The sequence below is a fragment of the Micromonospora sp. Utrum1 genome, assembly GCF_057197805.1.
In genome coordinates this window covers 3,256,682-3,273,824 of record NZ_CM170071.1, presented here as the reverse complement: position 1 = coordinate 3,273,824, position 17,143 = coordinate 3,256,682, and the positions used below count along the sequence as shown (strand labels likewise).

8 protein-coding genes are annotated in these 17,143 nt (G+C 67.0%); 4 read left to right on the top strand and 4 right to left on the bottom strand.

The features are described 5' to 3' along the window. Positions 1-4 precede the first annotated feature (4 nt). Positions 5-481 carry a hypothetical protein gene (locus AC0OLQ_RS15535; RefSeq protein WP_484531912.1) on the bottom strand — a complete coding sequence of 159 codons (477 nt, stop codon included), beginning with the start codon at positions 479-481 and terminating at the stop codon, positions 5-7. A gap of 504 nt (positions 482-985) precedes the next feature. Then, positions 986-1,702 (bottom strand): class I SAM-dependent methyltransferase, encoded by a 717-nt coding sequence (locus tag AC0OLQ_RS15530; RefSeq protein ID WP_484531911.1) that lies wholly within the window; start codon positions 1,700-1,702, stop codon positions 986-988. Between the two features lie 293 nt (positions 1,703-1,995). Here AC0OLQ_RS15530 and AC0OLQ_RS15525 point away from each other — a divergent pair, with 293 nt between their 5' ends. The 4 genes from AC0OLQ_RS15525 (at position 1,996) to AC0OLQ_RS15510 (ending at position 7,235) form a co-directional block, all read left to right on the top strand. Next, positions 1,996-4,833 carry an MXAN_6230/SCO0854 family RING domain-containing protein gene (locus tag AC0OLQ_RS15525; protein ID WP_484531910.1) on the top strand — a complete coding sequence of 946 codons (2,838 nt, stop codon included), beginning with the start codon at positions 1,996-1,998 and terminating at the stop codon, positions 4,831-4,833. Between the two features lie 33 nt (positions 4,834-4,866). Further along, positions 4,867-5,319 carry a ribosomal maturation YjgA family protein gene (locus AC0OLQ_RS15520; RefSeq protein WP_484531909.1) on the top strand — a complete coding sequence of 151 codons (453 nt, stop codon included), beginning with the start codon at positions 4,867-4,869 and terminating at the stop codon, positions 5,317-5,319. Between the two features lie 378 nt (positions 5,320-5,697). Continuing rightward, positions 5,698-6,633 (top strand): cyclase family protein, encoded by a 936-nt coding sequence (locus AC0OLQ_RS15515; protein ID WP_484531908.1) that lies wholly within the window; start codon positions 5,698-5,700, stop codon positions 6,631-6,633. Between the two features lie 371 nt (positions 6,634-7,004). Next, a complete protein-coding gene (locus AC0OLQ_RS15510; protein WP_484531907.1) occupies positions 7,005-7,235 on the top strand; it encodes a DUF2188 domain-containing protein in 231 nt (76 codons plus the stop codon). 520 nt (positions 7,236-7,755) lie between these two features. Here AC0OLQ_RS15510 and AC0OLQ_RS15505 read toward each other — a convergent pair. Together AC0OLQ_RS15505 and AC0OLQ_RS15500 are read right to left on the bottom strand one after the other, a co-directional pair. After that, positions 7,756-8,268: an SUKH-4 family immunity protein gene (locus AC0OLQ_RS15505; RefSeq protein ID WP_484531906.1), complete on the bottom strand. Its 513-nt coding sequence runs from the start codon at positions 8,266-8,268 to the stop codon at positions 7,756-7,758. Positions 8,269-8,414: 146 nt separating this feature from the next. After that, on the bottom strand, positions 8,415-16,976 hold the full coding sequence (locus AC0OLQ_RS15500; RefSeq protein WP_484531905.1) for a golvesin C-terminal-like domain-containing protein: 8,562 nt from the start codon (positions 16,974-16,976) through the stop codon (positions 8,415-8,417). Between the last annotated feature and the right edge of the window lie 167 nt (positions 16,977-17,143).

Genomic DNA, 17,143 nt, shown 5'->3' with positions numbered 1-17,143 from the left:
CCGGTCAATCGGCTTGGAGGAGTAGTCCGAGGACGATTCCGTAGATGACGTGGATGACAGCCGCGACCGTGGGGGTCTGGATGCCGTAGTTGACGGCGAACAGGCCGGGCGGCTCCAACACGGCCGTGCTGGTCAGGCCCGCCCGCTGGGAGGCCATCCGCGGGTGGACACCCGGAAGCAGCGGCAGGATCACCGTCAGCGCGATACCGACGTGCAGCGTCGCGAGCAGCGCCCCGATCCACCAGGTGGCCCGGTGCAGCAGGGCGAACGTGGCCGCGTAACCGAGGGCGAAGCCCTGACCGGCGCCGAGGTGCATGAAGAAACCGATGACCCGGGCCCGGTCGGGGTCCTCCGTGACCAGGGTCCCGAGTACCAGGGGAAGGTCGAGACGAGTGAGGCCGGCCAGTTGAGCAGTGATCAACGCCGCGGTGAGCGCCGCGGTGGCGACCAACCCGAACAGACCCCATCCCGCCCAGTCCATTTCAGCAATGGCCGGCGGCGCGCATGTTCCGGGTCGGCACGGCGAGCGTTCCGGCGCGGGCAGATGTTCTCGCTGTCATGGGTCCATCCTTCAGCTGGAAAAGTGAAGGCCCTACGGCTCTGATCGGGGGCGCGCACCTCACACCAGCGTGGGCCACCACGGCCGCCCCGGGCTTCACCATAAGCCACCCGCCCAGGCACGTTGGCCTGCTTGATGAGGTACGACCAGCGCCAAGCGCACCGATGCTTCGACGTGGAAGCCGAGCCCGATTCGCCATCCCGCCGGTTGACAACCTCGGCGTTCCTGGCCACCGCGCGGAATTGTTCATCCTCTATGTCACTCGTAGAGGTGAACGGTGGTCCGATCAAGCCCCACACGCGAATCAAAACGCCCGCGCTGGATGCTCGCCTCGCTGTTCGCGGTCGCGTTGGCTGTCTTGGTGACTCGAGACCCTCTACTACCCCCGGCTGTCCGCACCGGCGTCCTGTCGGGGTTGCGGGAGACCTACGACCGTGACGGGTGGGTTTCGACGTAGTAGGAGCTGACCGCCGGCTGGCCGGTGTAGTTGGGTCCAGCGCGGTCGTCGGCGCCGAGGTACGTGTAGGGCAGTGAAACGACGCCGGGCCCGTTCCGGCCGATTCGGCGGTGGCGGGTGTCGATGGTGAAGCCTGCCTCGCGGAGTGCGCTGGCGAGTTTCCGGCCGGCGGGCCGGCCATCGGCGAGGCGGATGCTGTCCAGGTCGAGATCGGCGCTGAACCGTCCGTCGTCAGTGAGCCAGCTGGCGACGTTGGTCAGCACCGCGAGCTTGTCGCCGAGGTAGTGCAGTCCGTGGACGCAGGTGATGAGGTCGAACCGACGCGGTGGCGACCAGGACGTGATGGACGAACAGGTCAGCTGCAGCGCCGCGCCCCGGACGGGGGTGGGGTCGAAGAAATCGACGAGATCCACGCCGACGATCGTCACGAGATGATCGAGGCCGTCCCGGGCGAGTGTGTCCGCGGCCTGCAGGAGGCAGCGGCCGGTCCCGCAACACAGGTCCAGCCAGCCGATCGTCGTCTGTGGGGACTGCCCGATCCGAGCCGTGATCCAGTGGAGTGGGTTGAACCCGAGTTCGCGCGTGTAGCTGTTCACACCGGCGAGTTGGCGTTCCCGGTTCATCGCCGAGTTGGCCACCACCGCGGACGATTCCAACGCCTCGTCATCGAGCAGGCGATCCGGCATGCTGAGCAGCCTGCCAGAGCCCCATCCGCTGTGGCCGACCAGGTGTTGGACAGCGTCGTCTCCTTCGAAGGCGTGTCATCCATCCGCCGACTGATCGAGCCGCTGACCCGGCGGCAACACGGGTCGCGAAACCTCGGTCGTCGGCCGTAGCATCGGTGGGCCGGGGCGGCTCCCACGTGCGCTTCCTTCTCCTTTCTTCGACTGAATGCAGCGTGCCGACTCTCCGCCCCGGCATCTGTCTGCCGCAGCGGCGCCGACCGCCGGCGCACCAGACCGGGAGGAGGACGCCGCTGATGGACGCGCTCGCGACGATCCTGCTGCGCCGGGCCGGCGCAGTGGCGCTGCCTGCGCCAGCCGCCGCGCCGCCCGCCGACGGCGACGCCTGGGTGGCCAACCTCGAGGCCGACCTGGCCGCCACGGGCTGGCTGCTCGACGCGGCGATCCGGCGGCGGTTCGCCCTGCTGGACCCGGTGACCAGGATGCGCTGGGCCGACTTCGTCTGCGCGGTCACCGCCGAACTGGTCGGCGCCGACCGGGAACAGGTGCCGCTGTTCCGCCGCTTCCCGGACACCCCGGACGACACGGACCGGCTCTACGTCGAGCGGCTCATCGTGCATCTGCTGCAGACCGAGGCAGCACCGTGCATCCTGTGCGGGGCCGAGGGCCGGGTCCACGCGCTGGACCCCTGCGGGCACCTGGTCTGCCCGGACTGCTTCGACGCCGACGCATACACCGCCTGCCCCATCTGCGGGCGGCGGCTGACCGCCGGCAACCCCTACCTGCCACTCGTGGCCGAAGCGGCGGCGCCGGCGTCGTCCACGGCACCGCCGGTGCGACTGCGCCGGCTCACCCTTGACCACTCTCCCACCAGCACCGCCGTCCGGCTCCGCGACGACCTGGTGGGGCGGCCCACGGCGCTCGGCGAGGCCGACCTGGCCGACCTGCGGACACTCGTCGCCGCGACCGCGCCGGACCGCCTCGACTGGCTGCCGGCGGTGGTGCCCGCCCGGGAGACCCTGGCAGTGGTGATCGCGGAGGCGCTGCACCACACGGCACTCACCGCCGCCCAGGAGCGGGTCCTCGCCGAGGCCCCCGCCCGCTGGGGCACGGCCACCGACGTGGCGCGCGCCCTGTGGGTGTACTCGGGTGGAGATCCCGGCCTTGTCCTGCCGCGGCGGCGCCGCGAGAACCCGCCGTCGGAGACGTACCGGCCGGTCGACGAGCCGGCTGTGACCGTCGGCGCGCCGCGGGTACGGGCGCTGCCCCGGCCACTGCGCCGCGCGGTGCTCGCCTTCGTCGGGTCCCTCGACCCGGTCACGGCGGCCGAGGACATGGCACGCCACCCCACCGTCTGGAAGCGGCTCGCCGAGCGGCTGCACCCCTTCGAGCGGGTCACCGCGTACCCGGACGCGGCGGTCGCGTTCGCCGCGCTGCGCGGCACCCGCGCCCCGGCCGGCGGCGCGCTGGGCACCGCGATGATCGCCGCCAGTGAGCGTGCGCCCGAGCGGCTGATCCTGTCCTGGCACGCCGACGGCACGGTGTCGGTACGGGTTCGCACCTTCGCCGCACTGGTCGAGCGGGCGGTGGCCGAAGGGGACGCGGCCGACGCCGCCGCCCTGCTCGTCCAGCGGCCCGGCGACCTGTGGCGGCGGCTCGACCATTTGCTGCGCCTGGCCGGCGACGACCCGGACGCGCAGCGCGTCGTGCTGGACGCCGCGCGGCAGGTCGCGCCCCGGGTGTCGCCGACCGTCCTCGCCGACGCGGCCGCCGCGCTGACCGGCCGCGACGCCACGGTCGCCGTCCTGGAGGCGGTGGAGGTGGCCGCCGACGCGTCGATGGCGGAGGTTGCGCAGGCTGTCGGGACCGGGCACGTCGGCACGTTCGGGGCCGCGCTGGGGCGCGCGCTGGGGCTGACACGGCGGCCGCCCGCGCCGGTGCGGGGCGCGGAGCGGGGTACGCCGCCGGAGCGGGGCACGCCGCGGCGCACGTTCTTCCCCAAGGGTGACGTGGTGCGGGCGTGGAGCGCGCCGGAACAGCGACGTCAGCTGCCCGCCGACGCGATCGCCGAGATCCGGGCGAGCGTCGACGCCGAACTTGTCGACCGGGCCGGTGGATTGGACCGGTTCGACGTGGCCGTGCTCGACGCCGCGCTGAGCCGGGTGCCCGCCCCGCGTCGCGAACGCGCGGGCTCCGCGCAGCTGACCGGTTGGCCGCGGGGCAGCGTCCGCCACCTACCCGATCTGGACGTGCTGCGGCTCTTCCTGCACTGGACCGACGGCGAGAAGTTCCGGGTCGACCTGGACCTGTCCTGCGCGTTCTACGACCAGGAGTGGATGCCACAGGGCCACTGTGACTACACCCGACTGCGGTTCAAGGGCCGCGCCGCGGTGCACTCCGGTGACCTGACGTCGGCACCGCCGCCGCTGGGCGCCACCGAGTTCCTCGACCTCGACCGGGCCGCGCTGCTGTCGGCGGAGGTGGAGTGGGCGGTGCCCGTGGTGTTCAGCTACAACGACGTTCCATTCGAGGCGCTGGACGCTGCGTTCGCCGGCTTCTCCCTGCCGGAGCGGGGTGGCCGGCAGTTCGACCCGGCCCGGGTCGTGCAGCGGTTCCACCTGCGCGGCGACGCCCGATCGCTCGCGCCGCTGGTGCTCAACGTACGCACCGGCGAGGTGATGTGGATCGACGCGAGCCTGTCGACCGCCGGGTACGGGCACAACGTCGGCGGGTACGGCGCGCGGCTCGGCCGGCTCGCCGCCGACCTGTGGGAACACTTCCGTGCCGACACCCGCCCGACCCTGCTGGACCTCGCCGCCTGGCACGCCTCTGCGCGGGCCGAGCGGATCGTCGTCGCGCACGCGGACGGCACCACCACGCAGGTGCCGGTCGGCGGCGCCGAGGCCGTGGCCGCGGTCCGTGCGGCAGCGAGCCGCGACACCGGGGACGGCGCGTCGCCGCGGCCCCAGGCCGCGAAGGCGTTCGTCGCGACGGTGGGTCAGGACCGGCTGACGGTGCTCTTCGACGGCGAGGTGGCTGAAGGCTCGGCCGCCCTACTGCTCGACGGGCCGGCTGGGACGCCGTGGACGCCGGTGTCCGCCGCGGACCTGGCCGCCGGACTGGTGCCGCGCTAGCCGTACTTTGGGGCGGTGGCTACCTTCGCGAGAATGTCGATCACGGCCCGTACGGTGCGGTTGCTCATGCCGGTGGCCGCGCTGCTGTTCCTGGGCCTCGCACTGCTGATCCGTGTCGTGGACGATGGAGCGCTGCGGCAGTACTCCGGCACCGCGCTGTACGCCTCGATGGTCTGGGCCGGGGTGCTGTTCCTGCGGCCCCGGATGACGCCGGTGCCGGCCGGGACGGTCGCCACCGTGTTCTGCTGGGTGGTGGAGTGCGCGCAGCTGACCGGGGTGCCGGCCGAACTGTCGGCGCGGAGCCTGGCGGCGAGGCTGGCGCTGGGTGTGCAGTTCGACCCCGTCGACCTGGCCTGGTACCCGGCCGGCGTGGCTCCCCTGGTGGTGCTGCACCACCTGGTGCGCGCTCGGGCCCGCCCGACGCCGCAACCGCCGCGCGACGTCGTCCCCCCACCAGCGGGCCGCCCAGTTGACACCCGCCCTTAGCTGCCATCGGGGTTGCTGACTACTTCGCGGGCGAGGCGTTGTTGAACGCCTTGCGCAGGGTCGCGCGGCTACCTGCGATGGTGGCGGGCCCGGTGGGTCGTACGCCTCTCACGTTGGCGCGGCGGGCGGGGTTGAGGCTGGCTTTCGCGGTAGCGATGTGGGCGTTGCCGTTTGACCTTGTCGGTGAGCTCGTCGATGTGGTGGGGCGGCCAGGCGCCGTCCGCCGCGCTATTCGGGGCACTCCCGGCCTGGCTCAAATTAATGCGCACCTTGGGTGATCGAGGCGACGGCGATAAGGAGAGGGCGGGATACCCTGCCTGCGGTGCCTCGAGGCGCGTGACCGGAGGAGTCGATGCTGGGATGACGGCAGGGCGACCGATGCCCACACAGGACGATGTGCTCGGGTACTTCAGCACGCTGTCGAACTGGGGGCGGTGGGGCGACGACGACGAGCTCGGGACTTTGAACCACATCACCGACGACGTCCGGCTGGCGGCGGCGCGGGCGGTGCGCCACGGCAGGAGCGTGTCGTGCGCATGGGAGGTTGCCGTACCGGATGACATGGAGCGGTCGACGACGACGTGCCCGTGCGCCGCCGACATGCCGGGTGCCGAGAACATGCCGTCCGGCTTCCACGCCGACCGGCGGTGGGGCTTTTCCTCTGAGCGGCTCGGCATCGCGTTCCACGGCAACACCGTCACCCACGTCGACTCGCCGTGCCACATCTTCTGGGACGGCATCATGTACAACGGGCGGTCGCACTCGATGGTGGATGCCGCAACGGGATCGGCGTGGGCGGCCGTCACGGCGGCGGCGAACGGGATCATCACGCGTGGTGTCCTGCTGGACATTGCGAGGGTCCGCGATGTGCCGTGGTTGGAACCGGGGCAGGGTGTGTTTCCCGCCGATCTCGAGGAGGCCGAGCGTCGCCAGGGTGTGCGGGTGCGATCCGGCGATGCGGTGCTCCTGCGGACCGGATATGGCCGCTTCCGGCACGAGGCCGGTGCGGCCAGCGGTTTCACGCAGGCCGGCTGGCACGCGTCCTGCCTGCCGTGGCTGCATGAACGGCAGGTCGCGCTGATCGGCGCTGACACCCCCCAGGACGTTCAGCCGTCGGGGTACGAAGACGTGTTGATGCCGGTTCACGCCGTGAGCCTGGTCGCGATGGGCTTGTGGCTGCTCGACAACTGCGACCTGGAGGTGTGCGCGACGACGGCGGCCGAGCTCGGCCAGTGGGACTTCCACCTCGCAGTCGCGCCGGTCCGCTTCGCCGGCACGTCCGGCAGCCCGGTCAACCCGATCGCCACATTCTGATCGCGGTTCACGAGGGGGTGAGATGCCATGAAGGACCCCCCCGCACCCGGAACACGCGTGGTCGGTGAGGACACGCCGTGCTGGTCGTCAGGATCCGTGCGGGTCCGGGTCACATACCAAGAACGTTGCGCGGGCGAGCGCCAACCACTGAGATCCCTCCTTCGCAACTCGTCCCCGTCGTCCGCCGGTCCCGGCGGGCACGCGGCTTCGGCTTCGGCTTCGGCTTCGGCTTCGGCTTCGGCTTCGGCTTCGGCTTCGGCGGAGCCTCCCGATCGTGGCTCCCGCGAGGACCTACATGCTGGATGTTTCAGGAAGCGTTCACTCGGGGCAGATATTCGTAACCGGCCATGACAACCAGGGAGGCCACGACTATGGCTAAGGGCGATATCGAGACGTACCCGCAGGACGGCCAGTGGAAGAATCGTCCGGAGGGCAACCAGCGCGCGAGCAGCGTCCACGACACCAAGGCGGAGGCGGAGGCCGCCGGCCGCGAGATGGCCAAGCAGCGCGACGCCGAGCACGTGATCAAGAAGCAGGACGGCACCATCGGCGAGAAGAACACCTACCCCCGCGGCCGCGACCCTCGAGAGATCCCCGGCTGAGCGCGTGCGCATAGCGAAGGCCGTCTCCCACCGCGGGAGACGGCCTTTGCCGGACGGGCGGAGCAGGGCCGTTTGTCGGAGGCGCCTGCGAAGATCCGGACACGAATGCCCGCCTCGTCGCGAGCCCGCTGCTCACCATCCGGTCTGGCTGACTCACCACAGTGCAGAGCCCGTAGACATCCGCGCACCGCTCGCGAGTCTGCAGATTGGATCGCCCGAAGTCGTTCCCGACCTGCACATGGCGCCTACGATGCCCGAAAGGAGGATCCTACCGGCGGCGAGACGGTGGTCGCCAATCCGTCAGGGCCAGGCTGAGGCGGTCTAGAAACCGTCAACTCCGACAAATCCTTTGCCGACCGCCCTGGTCGGGCTTCCCGCGAGCAAGCTTGACGCCGCGGACCTGCCGACCTGCTGCTCAATCCGCACTTTTCGGCAGAGTGCTGGCAGACAGGAACCCCCAGCGGGGGACGCTGCGCCACCGCCAGATCGCCGAGCGACCGTTCTTGGTTCGCCGATTCCCTTAGTAAAGCCCGGATTCCATCTGTTCGAAGACCAGTGACCACCAGCAGGAAGAATCGGCAAAGGCCGCTTCGTCCAGTGCGGACAAACTCCGCTTCAACTCCGAGACAGCGCTATCGATATCCCGATCCGTCATCTTCGCATATTGCCCCTGCAGGCGTCCCACTTGCCGCATAAATTCGACAAAAAGGGAAAGCGATGAATTGACGAAAGAGGTCGGCGCATCTGCGCGATCACGCACGGCATAGACCTTGCCAAGTCTCGCTTGCAGGCCTAAATAGGATCCCTTATCCCAGCCGATCCGATAAAGGTGGCCCAGGCCAGGCTCTTGCAGGAGTGGATTGACGGCCTCTTGAAGGTCCGCTTCAAAAAAAGGCTCCAGTGAAAGCGGCAGGCCCACTTCCGACAAGAGGGCTTTGTCACCATCACTGATGAGCCAGTGACGAGCGATATTAGCCGGAACTCGCACCGTCGCCTCTTCTTGCTGCCGTCCCGATTCGCCGGCGATCGACACTGACCCTCCAATCCAGCATTCACATAGCCAACAGCCAACCCATTGTAGGGCACCATGCCTCTAGATGGAAGAGTGAGGAGTGGTGACTCCGGCTGCGCGAAGTCACCACTCCAAACCCAACGAAGCTATCTAATCATTGAAGCTGGCTAGACCTCCCATGTACGGCCGTCGGAGTCGGCTGAGAACAAGTCGTCGATACCGCCCTTCAACGCATCGACTGCACTCCTCCGAGCCTCCTTGGCCGTGTCATCGAAGCCGCCCGGGTAGTCGTAGCTCCACGAGACCTCCGGGGGAGACTCACAGAACTCCCTCTCGATCATCTGCTTGCAGTACCCGCCCGGCATCGCATCATCAGGCTCCAGTTCGCTGTAAATCCTCTTAACCTGGCCCGGCTTGACTCCTTGGGCTTTGAGATCCTTCCAGACAAGCTGCTCGGCGTGGCCGACTCCTCGCTCGCTCACCCGCCAGTGAAGCTGCGTCTTGCCGTCTACCTCATATTCCCAAACCGAGATGTTGCCGCCCCGAATATTCTGGGTCTTTCGAACACCCTGAGCGTAGCGGCTAAGGGCGTTGCCACCATAAGCCACTCGTCCGACGGTCGTCTCGGCTCCAGCGATAAACGCCCCACGCGCCATTGCAGGGATCCGGAATAGAGCGGCCGGCCCAATACCGAGGGTTATCGATATGCTGGCCCCCACGGCATTCTCGAGCGCCTCTGCCCGCTCAATGTTTCCTTCTTCGCGGTACAGCTGTGCGTCCGTCGATGCTGCCGCGTCACCGAGGCCGAAGGGAAGCATAGAGCCCCAGCACAGCGCTTGGTGCTTCCACCCTTCGCCGCACATCGGTTCGTTGTCGAGCGGTCCGGGGGCGATGACATCGTGGCCGTCGTCCTCGATCATGCTGATGGGATTGCCACCGCCGAATCCGTAGCGGCTACCGGTCCAGGGATTAAGGCTCAGCCTCATGTCCCCGAGCGCTCCGTTGAAGCTGTCTCGTGACAGGAAGCGGTTCAGGCCTGGACTGTAGTTGCGAAATCCCATGTCGTAGGACTGGGAGTTGGCGTCCCACCTCTTCGAATTGAACCGGTACGGGTTGTACGCCTCCTTGGTGGGATCGGCCACGTCAGGCTTGTCGACGCCGGTGAATTGGGCTTCGTCGTTGCTGCCGTAGGCGGTGTAGCCATAGGTGGCCTTCGTATCGCCGGTGTCGTCGGTCAGTTGCTCGACGTCGGTGTGCTGGTCGTACCCGTAGTAGGCGTTCTCCTGAGTCCCGTCGCTGTTCTGGGTGATCTGGGAGAGCCGTTGTCCCCACGGTGAATACTGGTACGACTTGGTGAGCTTGCCGGCAACCTCTTCGTCCAGCACCTCGCTCGACAGGCCGAGGTAGTTGAACGTGGTGGTCTTCTCTTTTGCGTCACCAGCGTCAGTGGTCTTGGTGGCGGTTCGGTCCAGCGGGTCGTACGTGTACCTGGTCGTGGCGGTGCTGGTGCTGTTCTTCTTCCGGTTCTCGACGATGTGGTCGAAGCCGTCGTAGACGTTCCGTTCGATCACTGTTCCCACGGCAGTGACCGTGTCGAGACGGCCGAACGGATCGTAGTTGTAGGACGAGGTAACGCCGCCCCCGGTCGCGGTGAGAAGGCGGTTGCGGTCGTAGTTGAATGTCGTCGTGGCACCCTTGACGGTCTGGGTGACGACGTTGCTGTTGGCATCGTGGACATAGGTCTCGGTGCCGGCGCCGTCGCCGGTCTTGGTCAACGAGGCCAAGCGGTCGCGCGGATCGTACGTGTAGGTGCTGGTGGTGTTGAGGTACGCCGAGTGGTTGTCGGCGTTCATCTTCCGGGCCACATCCTGGGACCGGTTGCCGTTCAGGTCATAGGTATAGCTGTGCTCCGATACCACCGTCCCGTTGGGCTTCTTTTCCACTTGGGTTTTCAGTTGACCGTCAAGGTAGTAGGTGTAGTCGACGGTATTCCCGTTGCCCTTGACATCATGGAGCCGCTCACGCCGGTCGGTGTACGTGAAGGTGTTGACCTTCTTGTCGGGGTCCGTGGGGGACGTACCGTTCACCACCGTCGAGACCATGTCCCGCGGGTCGTAGTCGTAGCTGGCCCACTGCTTGTCGTGCTCCGTGGTCAGCGGCGCCGCGTTCTCGTTGTAGGTGAAATCGGTTCTGTTCTTTTCGTCTCCCGACTTGGTCTCGGTGACCGCTTGAACCTGGTTCAGCTCCGTGTAGTCCACAAGGTAGGTGTCGACCCGAGCGTGGGGAGACGAGTCGGTGATGGTTTTGAGGTTTCCGTTCGGGTCGTACCGGTAGGCGTATCTGGCCTTCTCGTCGTCGACCTCACCTGAGTTCTCGCGAACCAGCTTCACCGCGTCCGCGACGACCGTGCCGCTGGCCTGGTCAGCCAGCGACACCTTGTGCTTGTTACCTTCGCTGAAGCTGTAGGAGCCGAGGCTCACCCAGGTACCCGTGTTGGTGGTCTGGTTGACCGTCCGCGCCGTGTCGCCCCCGCCGTGGTTGATCGTGTACTTCGCGTCGACCGCAGCACCGGACACACTCGGGTAGCGAGCGAACACCTCGTATGTGCCCGCCTGCGGCACGTTCAGCTGCCAGGTGAAGGTGTTTTCACCGGTCCCCGCCGGGCGGGTGGCGTAGTTGTGGCCGTACTTGTCCTCCGCGGTCGTGGCTGCGGTCCAGGTGCCGGTGGCGCTGGTGTTGTTGAAGTCGGAGTTGTCGACCAACACCACGTGCCGGCCGACCGGCACGCCGCTGTCGGACCGGGACGCCAGCTTGCCGTCCGGGAAGTACGACCACGTCATCGTCCGGTTGGACGACCCCTCCTGCGGGTCTTCGCCTGCCGGCGTGAGCGTCCGCTCTGTCTGGGCGCCCAGCTTGTTGTAGTCGTACGACGTCAGAATGTCCCAAGGGTCGCGGCTGGTCTTCTTCCAGCCGTTGTCCCAGTAGGTGTAGACGGTGTTGTTGCGGACGGACTCACCGGTCGATGGCGGCATGCTGACGGTGGTCAGCCGGCCGACGTCGTCGTACTTGTAGGTGGTGACGTCCGCGGTCTTGTAGCGGACGTCGTTGCTGTCGTACGCGGTGCGCGTCTCCTTCACCCGGTCGAGCTCGTCGTAGACAGTCTCGGTGGTGAAGTCGTCCGGGTCGGAGGTGGCCGTGCCTCTGGGACTGATTACCTTGGTCTGGTTGCCGACCTCGTCGTACGTGTATTCCGTGATGCGGTAGGTGATGGTGCCGTTGTCGTTCTTGTGCGGCACCTTGACCTGCTTCGGCTTGCCCACCTGGTTCGAGATGATCTCGGTGGTGTTGCCAAGCTCATCGATCTTTGCCGTCACTACGCTGTCGCGGTCGTACCTGGTGGTGGTGAACTTGCCGAGCGCGTCCGTGACCTTGGTGATCCGGTGGGCCTTGTCGTACTCATACATCGTGGTGTAGTCGTCGGTCGCGCTGGATGCGTTCTTGCGGGCGTCGATTACCTTCCAAACGTTGCCGACGTCGTCGTACTCGTACGAGATTTTGTGTCCCTTGGCGTTCGTGACGCCCGTCAGCTGGTAGATCTCGTCGTAGTCGTTGGTGGTGACGTAGTCACCGTCCACCTCCGGGGTCAGGTTGCCGTTCGGCTCGGTGGTGGTCTTGAGGTTGCCGACCCTGTCGTAGGTGAAGGACGTCTTCCGCTGTGGGTCGTCCTCCTCGTCGACCGGCGCCAGCGTGTACTCCATCTGGTCGGCCTCGTCGTACTGGGCCAAGGTGACCGCACCGTTCGGCGCGTATGACTCCAGCACGTTGTCGTTCTCGTCATACCTCGGCGCTGGTGTGACGATGAAGTCGCTGGCGCTCTGGTCCTTCGGGACCCGGTTTTCGCGCGGGCGACCGAACGTGTCGTACTCCTGTGAGGTCACCTTCCCGTACGCATCGGTGACCGTCTTCACCTGGCCGCGCTCGTCGTAGGTGAAGGTCGTCAACTTTTGCTTGGCGTCAGTGATGGTCGTCGGGTAGCCGTTAGCGTCGAATGCGTCGTAGTGGGTCGTGAAGCCTCTGGCGTTCCTCGCCGTCCGGAGCTGGCCGAACTCGTCGTACGTATAGGAGGTCTTGTAGTCGTCCTGGTCCGACGTGCTGTTGCCTACCGGGTCGACCACCCACTCGAGGTCACCGGCGGCGGCGTAGCCGAACGTCCACTTCCGGCCCTCCGGGCTGGTCTTTTCAATCAGGTCGGCGACGTAGCCGTTGAGCTGGTACTGATAGGCCATCCGGGTCCCTGGCCAGCCGTTCCTGACGGCCTCGGCATCCTTGATCTCGGTCGGGTAACCCGTCTTGGCGTCGTAGGTCCAGGTCGAGGTGGCGCCGTTGTTTTCGACAAGCGTCCGAACGTTGTGGTCCCCGTCCCACTCAAGCGTGGTGGTCTGCTGCTTGGCGTTGGTGGTCTTCCTCGGCCGGCCGAAGCCATCCATCAGGTACGTGGTGGCGTGGTTCTCGGCATCGGTGACCGTCGTCTCGATGTCGTCGGTGGCGTCCGGGTCCCGATACGCGAACTGCGTGAGATTGAGCGTCCGGTCCTTGTACGACTTCGTGGTCCAGTGCCACTTCGGGTCGTCGCCGGCCTTCGGGTAGTTGTACACCACCTCCGTGGAGTGGTTCCGCGGGTCGGTGACCCTGACCAGCTTGACGTTCTTGTTGCCCTGCGTCATGTCGTAGGCGAACTGGAACGTCTTCTCCCCGCCCATCGAGCCGCTGGAGCCCGCGCCGTCGATCATCCGGCCGAGCAGACCTTTGTCCGTGTAGGCGAACGTGATCTTTCGCCCGGAGATGTCTGTGATCTGCGAGACGTGGTCGATGATCTTCGGGTTGGTCAGGTTGGTCCCAGCCTTCGGCAGCCAGTCCGTGTCGCCGATGTAGATGTAGTCCTGACCCTTGGCGTAGTAGTCAATGGTCAGGGTGGTCCGCCCGGCCGGGTCGGTGATGTAGCGGAGGAACTTGGTCGGCTTGTTGTTCGACCGGCGCTCCTCGTAGGTGAACACCATCTCGTTCTCGTTGTTGTCCACCACGCTGGTGAGGAAGCCCTCGCAGTCGTAGTAGAACCGCGTGCGGTCGGGCTTGGTCAGCAGCCAGGCCCGCCGCTCCTGGGTGTTGGGTTTGCAGTCGAGGCTGGTGACCTTCTGCAGGTAGAGGTGCACGCCCTTCGGGCTGATCCACTCCCCCGTCTGGTCGTTTCGGCTGAACCGGTGGCTGGTGCCGTCACCGTCGGTGAAGGTCACCTTCGTCGGGTTCGGGTTGGGGTGGAAGTCCAGGGGGGTGCCCAGGCGCATCATCGAGGACGCCTGCAGCGACCAGCCGTACCCGGCCACCGAATCGGAGGTGTCGAGGGAGTTGTAGGACATCCGGACAAAGGTCGACAGCCCGCGTGAGGGGTTGCTGAACGCGTTGTACGACCACACCGAGTTGCCGGCGAACAGGTTGTTCATCAGGGTGCCGCCGGCGCCGGTGTTCTTGCCCGCGTAGGAGTAGAACTTCTCCAGGCCGAGCTGGTCGGAGGTCGGCTCCTCGACCGCGACGTCCTGCGCCAGCGGGCCGATCCCGGTCAGCTTGGTGCCGTCCTTCTTGACCAGCTCCCACTTCAGCGTGTAGTTGTCGCGCCGGTTGCCGTCGGCGCTGGGTGCCGGGGCTTTCACCTGAGCCATGACGTCCACCGAGCTGGCACCGTCCGTCGCCGGGGAGCCGACGGGTGCGACGTCCGAGGGCAGAGCGGTCTGTAGCGAGGTCCCGGCGGTCGGGACGGGGTCGCCGTTGGGCAGGGCCCAGCTGTACGTGAGAACCCACTCGCTGGCGAGCCACTTCGTGGTTGTCGGATTCGCGAGGGTGACAGGGATGCTGTAGGTGCCGTCGGAGGTCATCACCGACGGGGTGGTCGGCGCGTAGTAGGTCTGGACGGCGTCGGGTTGGGTGTAGACGATCTGAAGCTGCGGCCGCAGCGCGTCGGTCGACGCCTCGCTGGACAGGAAGGTGGTGTTTTCCTTGAGGCGGCCACCCTCGTCCGCGTGCTTGACCAGCAGGCCGTTGTTCGCGGTGGTCCCGTTGATCCAGTTCTGGACCGTCGACGTGTTGAGGGTCCAGCGGCGCCACTTCGGCGGGTCATCGATGCCGAACGCGCCCAGGGAGCCCAGCTCGGTGGCGTTGTAGTCACCACCGGCGGTCCAGGTGTGCGTGGCGTCCTTGTTCGACCACGTCACGGTGGCGGGGTCGAACGCGCTGGTGAGCGCGTGCACCTTGTAGTTCGACTGCTGCGAGGTCCCAAAGACGGTGCCGGTGGACCACAGGTTCAGTGAGCTGGACAGTACTCGGGCGTTCGCTGGGATCGACGATGTGTCGAAACGCAGCAGCCCGCGGCTGTAGGTGTAGTCGACGGAGTTGTTGCCGACATTCAACTGGGTCTTGCCATCCAGGGTGTTCAGGTTCTTGCTGGGCAGCTTCGAGGAGATGGTGGCGTCGGCGCTGGCCGGAATGCTCTGCACCACCTGCCCCGACTTCGGCAGCTTGGCCGTCGCAGCGGTGGAGGCGATGATGGCCCCGCCGGTGGTCTTGACCGCCACCTGGTAGTAGTACGTCTGCCCGTAGGGGTCGGTGGAGCCGGCCGGGGTCGGCGTGGCGGTGGTGTCGGTGAACGACGTGGCGCCCTTGACCGGGGCGACCAGGGTGGCCGCGGTCGGCGTGAAGTTCGGGCTGGTCGACCGGTGCACCTGGTACTCGGCGAGGTCAGAGCCGGTGTAGGTCGACCAGTGCAGGGCGGCGCCTGTCGGGTACAGGGTCCGGGGGGTGTCCAGCACCACGCCTGGCTTGCCGTAGTTGATCGTCAGCTTCGGCATGTTCGCGGTCTCGCCGTTGTAGGCGTCCTCAGCGGCTTCGTAGCGGGGGCCGCCGTGGCCGAGTCGGTCCTCGTCGACCGCCTTGAGCATGAAGCCGAAGTTCTTGGTCGGGTCGTTGACCCACTTCTGCACCAGGGTGGTGGCCGGAAGGGTGTGCCAGACGTTGGCTTCCTTGGCCCGCATCAGGCCGCCGGACTTCGTCAGCCGGACCGCATCCACAATCACCGAGGTGCTGCTGCTGGTGTTGGCGTCGCTGAGCATCACCCGACCCGCGGTACCGGCCTTGAACGGGTATGTGCCCAGGCTTGCCCAGTCGGCGTTGGTGGGCAGCTTCTGGTTGATGGTTTTCTGCGTGGTGCCGCCGTCGTAGGTGACAGCGTATTGGGCCTTGTCCGTCCGGTCGGTTGCCGGGACGTAGTGGGTTTCGACCGTGTAGGTGCCGTCCTCGGGGATGTTGGGGATCCAGGTGTAGGTGTCCCCAGCGACGTCGTCCTTGTTGTAGAGGTAGGTCTTGTTGACGGCGTCGTTCGTCAGGTTGTTGGTCGAGGCGGGCCAGGCACCCTTGATCGCCACCTTGGCGGTGTTGGTATCGTCGACCATTTCCACGGTGGCGGCGCCGGCGCCCATGCTGGTGTTGATGTCATTCCAGGTGACCGTATCCTCGTTCCAGTCCTTGGTGACTTCCCGGGCCTCGAGGGGCACGTCGTAGGCGTCGGTGGTGTGGGTGGTGTCGTAGTACATCTGCAGCGATGCCGAGTCGATGGTGGTGTTCGCCGGGACCCCGCTCAGGTCGAACTTCACCAGGCTGCGCGCAGCGCCCGCGTTGCTGGTGCCCACCGACAGCCGCCACACCGAGCCGAAAGGCTGCTGCGGCGTGTCCTCGGTGACCATCGTGTCCTTGCCCGTGTTCGCGTCTGGCTGGATCTTGATGGTGGGGTCCACCGTCACCGGCCAGACCCGCTTCGGGTCGGCCAGCCAGTCCCTGTCGGCCGCCACGTCGATCGCCCACCGGCCGCCCTCGGCGCGCAGCGCCTGGGTCACCTTGGTGCTGTAGGCGTAGCCGTACGGCGAGGAGGCGTCGGCTTTGGAGTCGAACATGAAGGGCGCGGGCATTACCAGCAGCACGCGGTTGTCCCGCGGGGATCGGAACTCGACTGAGCCGTCCTTGCGCTGCGCCACCTTGAGGGTGCCCGCGTCCAGGGTGAATGTCATCGCGGAGGCGGCGGCCGCGCTGCGCAGCACCATTCGCTCCTTCAGCGCGGTCGCGGTCACCTCGTAAGACAGGTCGACGCCGTCGAAGATGCCGGCGTAGGTGACCGTGTCACCCTTCAGCGTCGGGTTGGCGGGCCGCGGCGCACCGGCTAGGCCGAGGGTCACCTGCTGGCCGTCCAGCTCGAACCGCGCCAGCTTCCCGGTGGTGCCGCCGAACCGGCTGGTGAAGGTGTTGCTGGTGTTCGCCGCAGCGAAGCCGCCCGCCTTCGACGGCGAGATGGTCGTGTTGATCGGCTGCCAAGCGTCCTTGGCGTCGCGGTAGAAGCGGGGGGCGGCCGACACCTCCGCTTGCAGCCGCCCGTCCGACATTGCGAACACCTGGGTGGTCGCCGTGCGGCGGCCAGTCAGTTCCTTCAGCCGCTTGGCCGGCTTCTTCACCACGCCCGGCTTCGGCTTCTGGTCCAGCCGCAGGCCCGCGATGACCTGCTCCGGCCGCGGCCGTCCGTCCCCGCCGTCGACAAGGTTCCGTGCGGCCCGGCCGAGCCGGTCCAGGAAGCTTTCGTCTTCCCCGGCGCTAGCCGTGCTGCGCCCTTCCGAAGCTTGCCGGCGAAGCGTCTCCATTCCGCCGAGCGTGGCCACCAAGGCCAGCACTAGGGCCAGGACCAGCGGCCCGCGTAGTCTCTGTCTCACCCGTCACCCTCCGCTTCAATGAAGACACGTTGGGTGGCACGCTAAGATCAGTTCGTATATAGCCGCCTATCGTTGTTGCACACTGGCGACGGCACGCG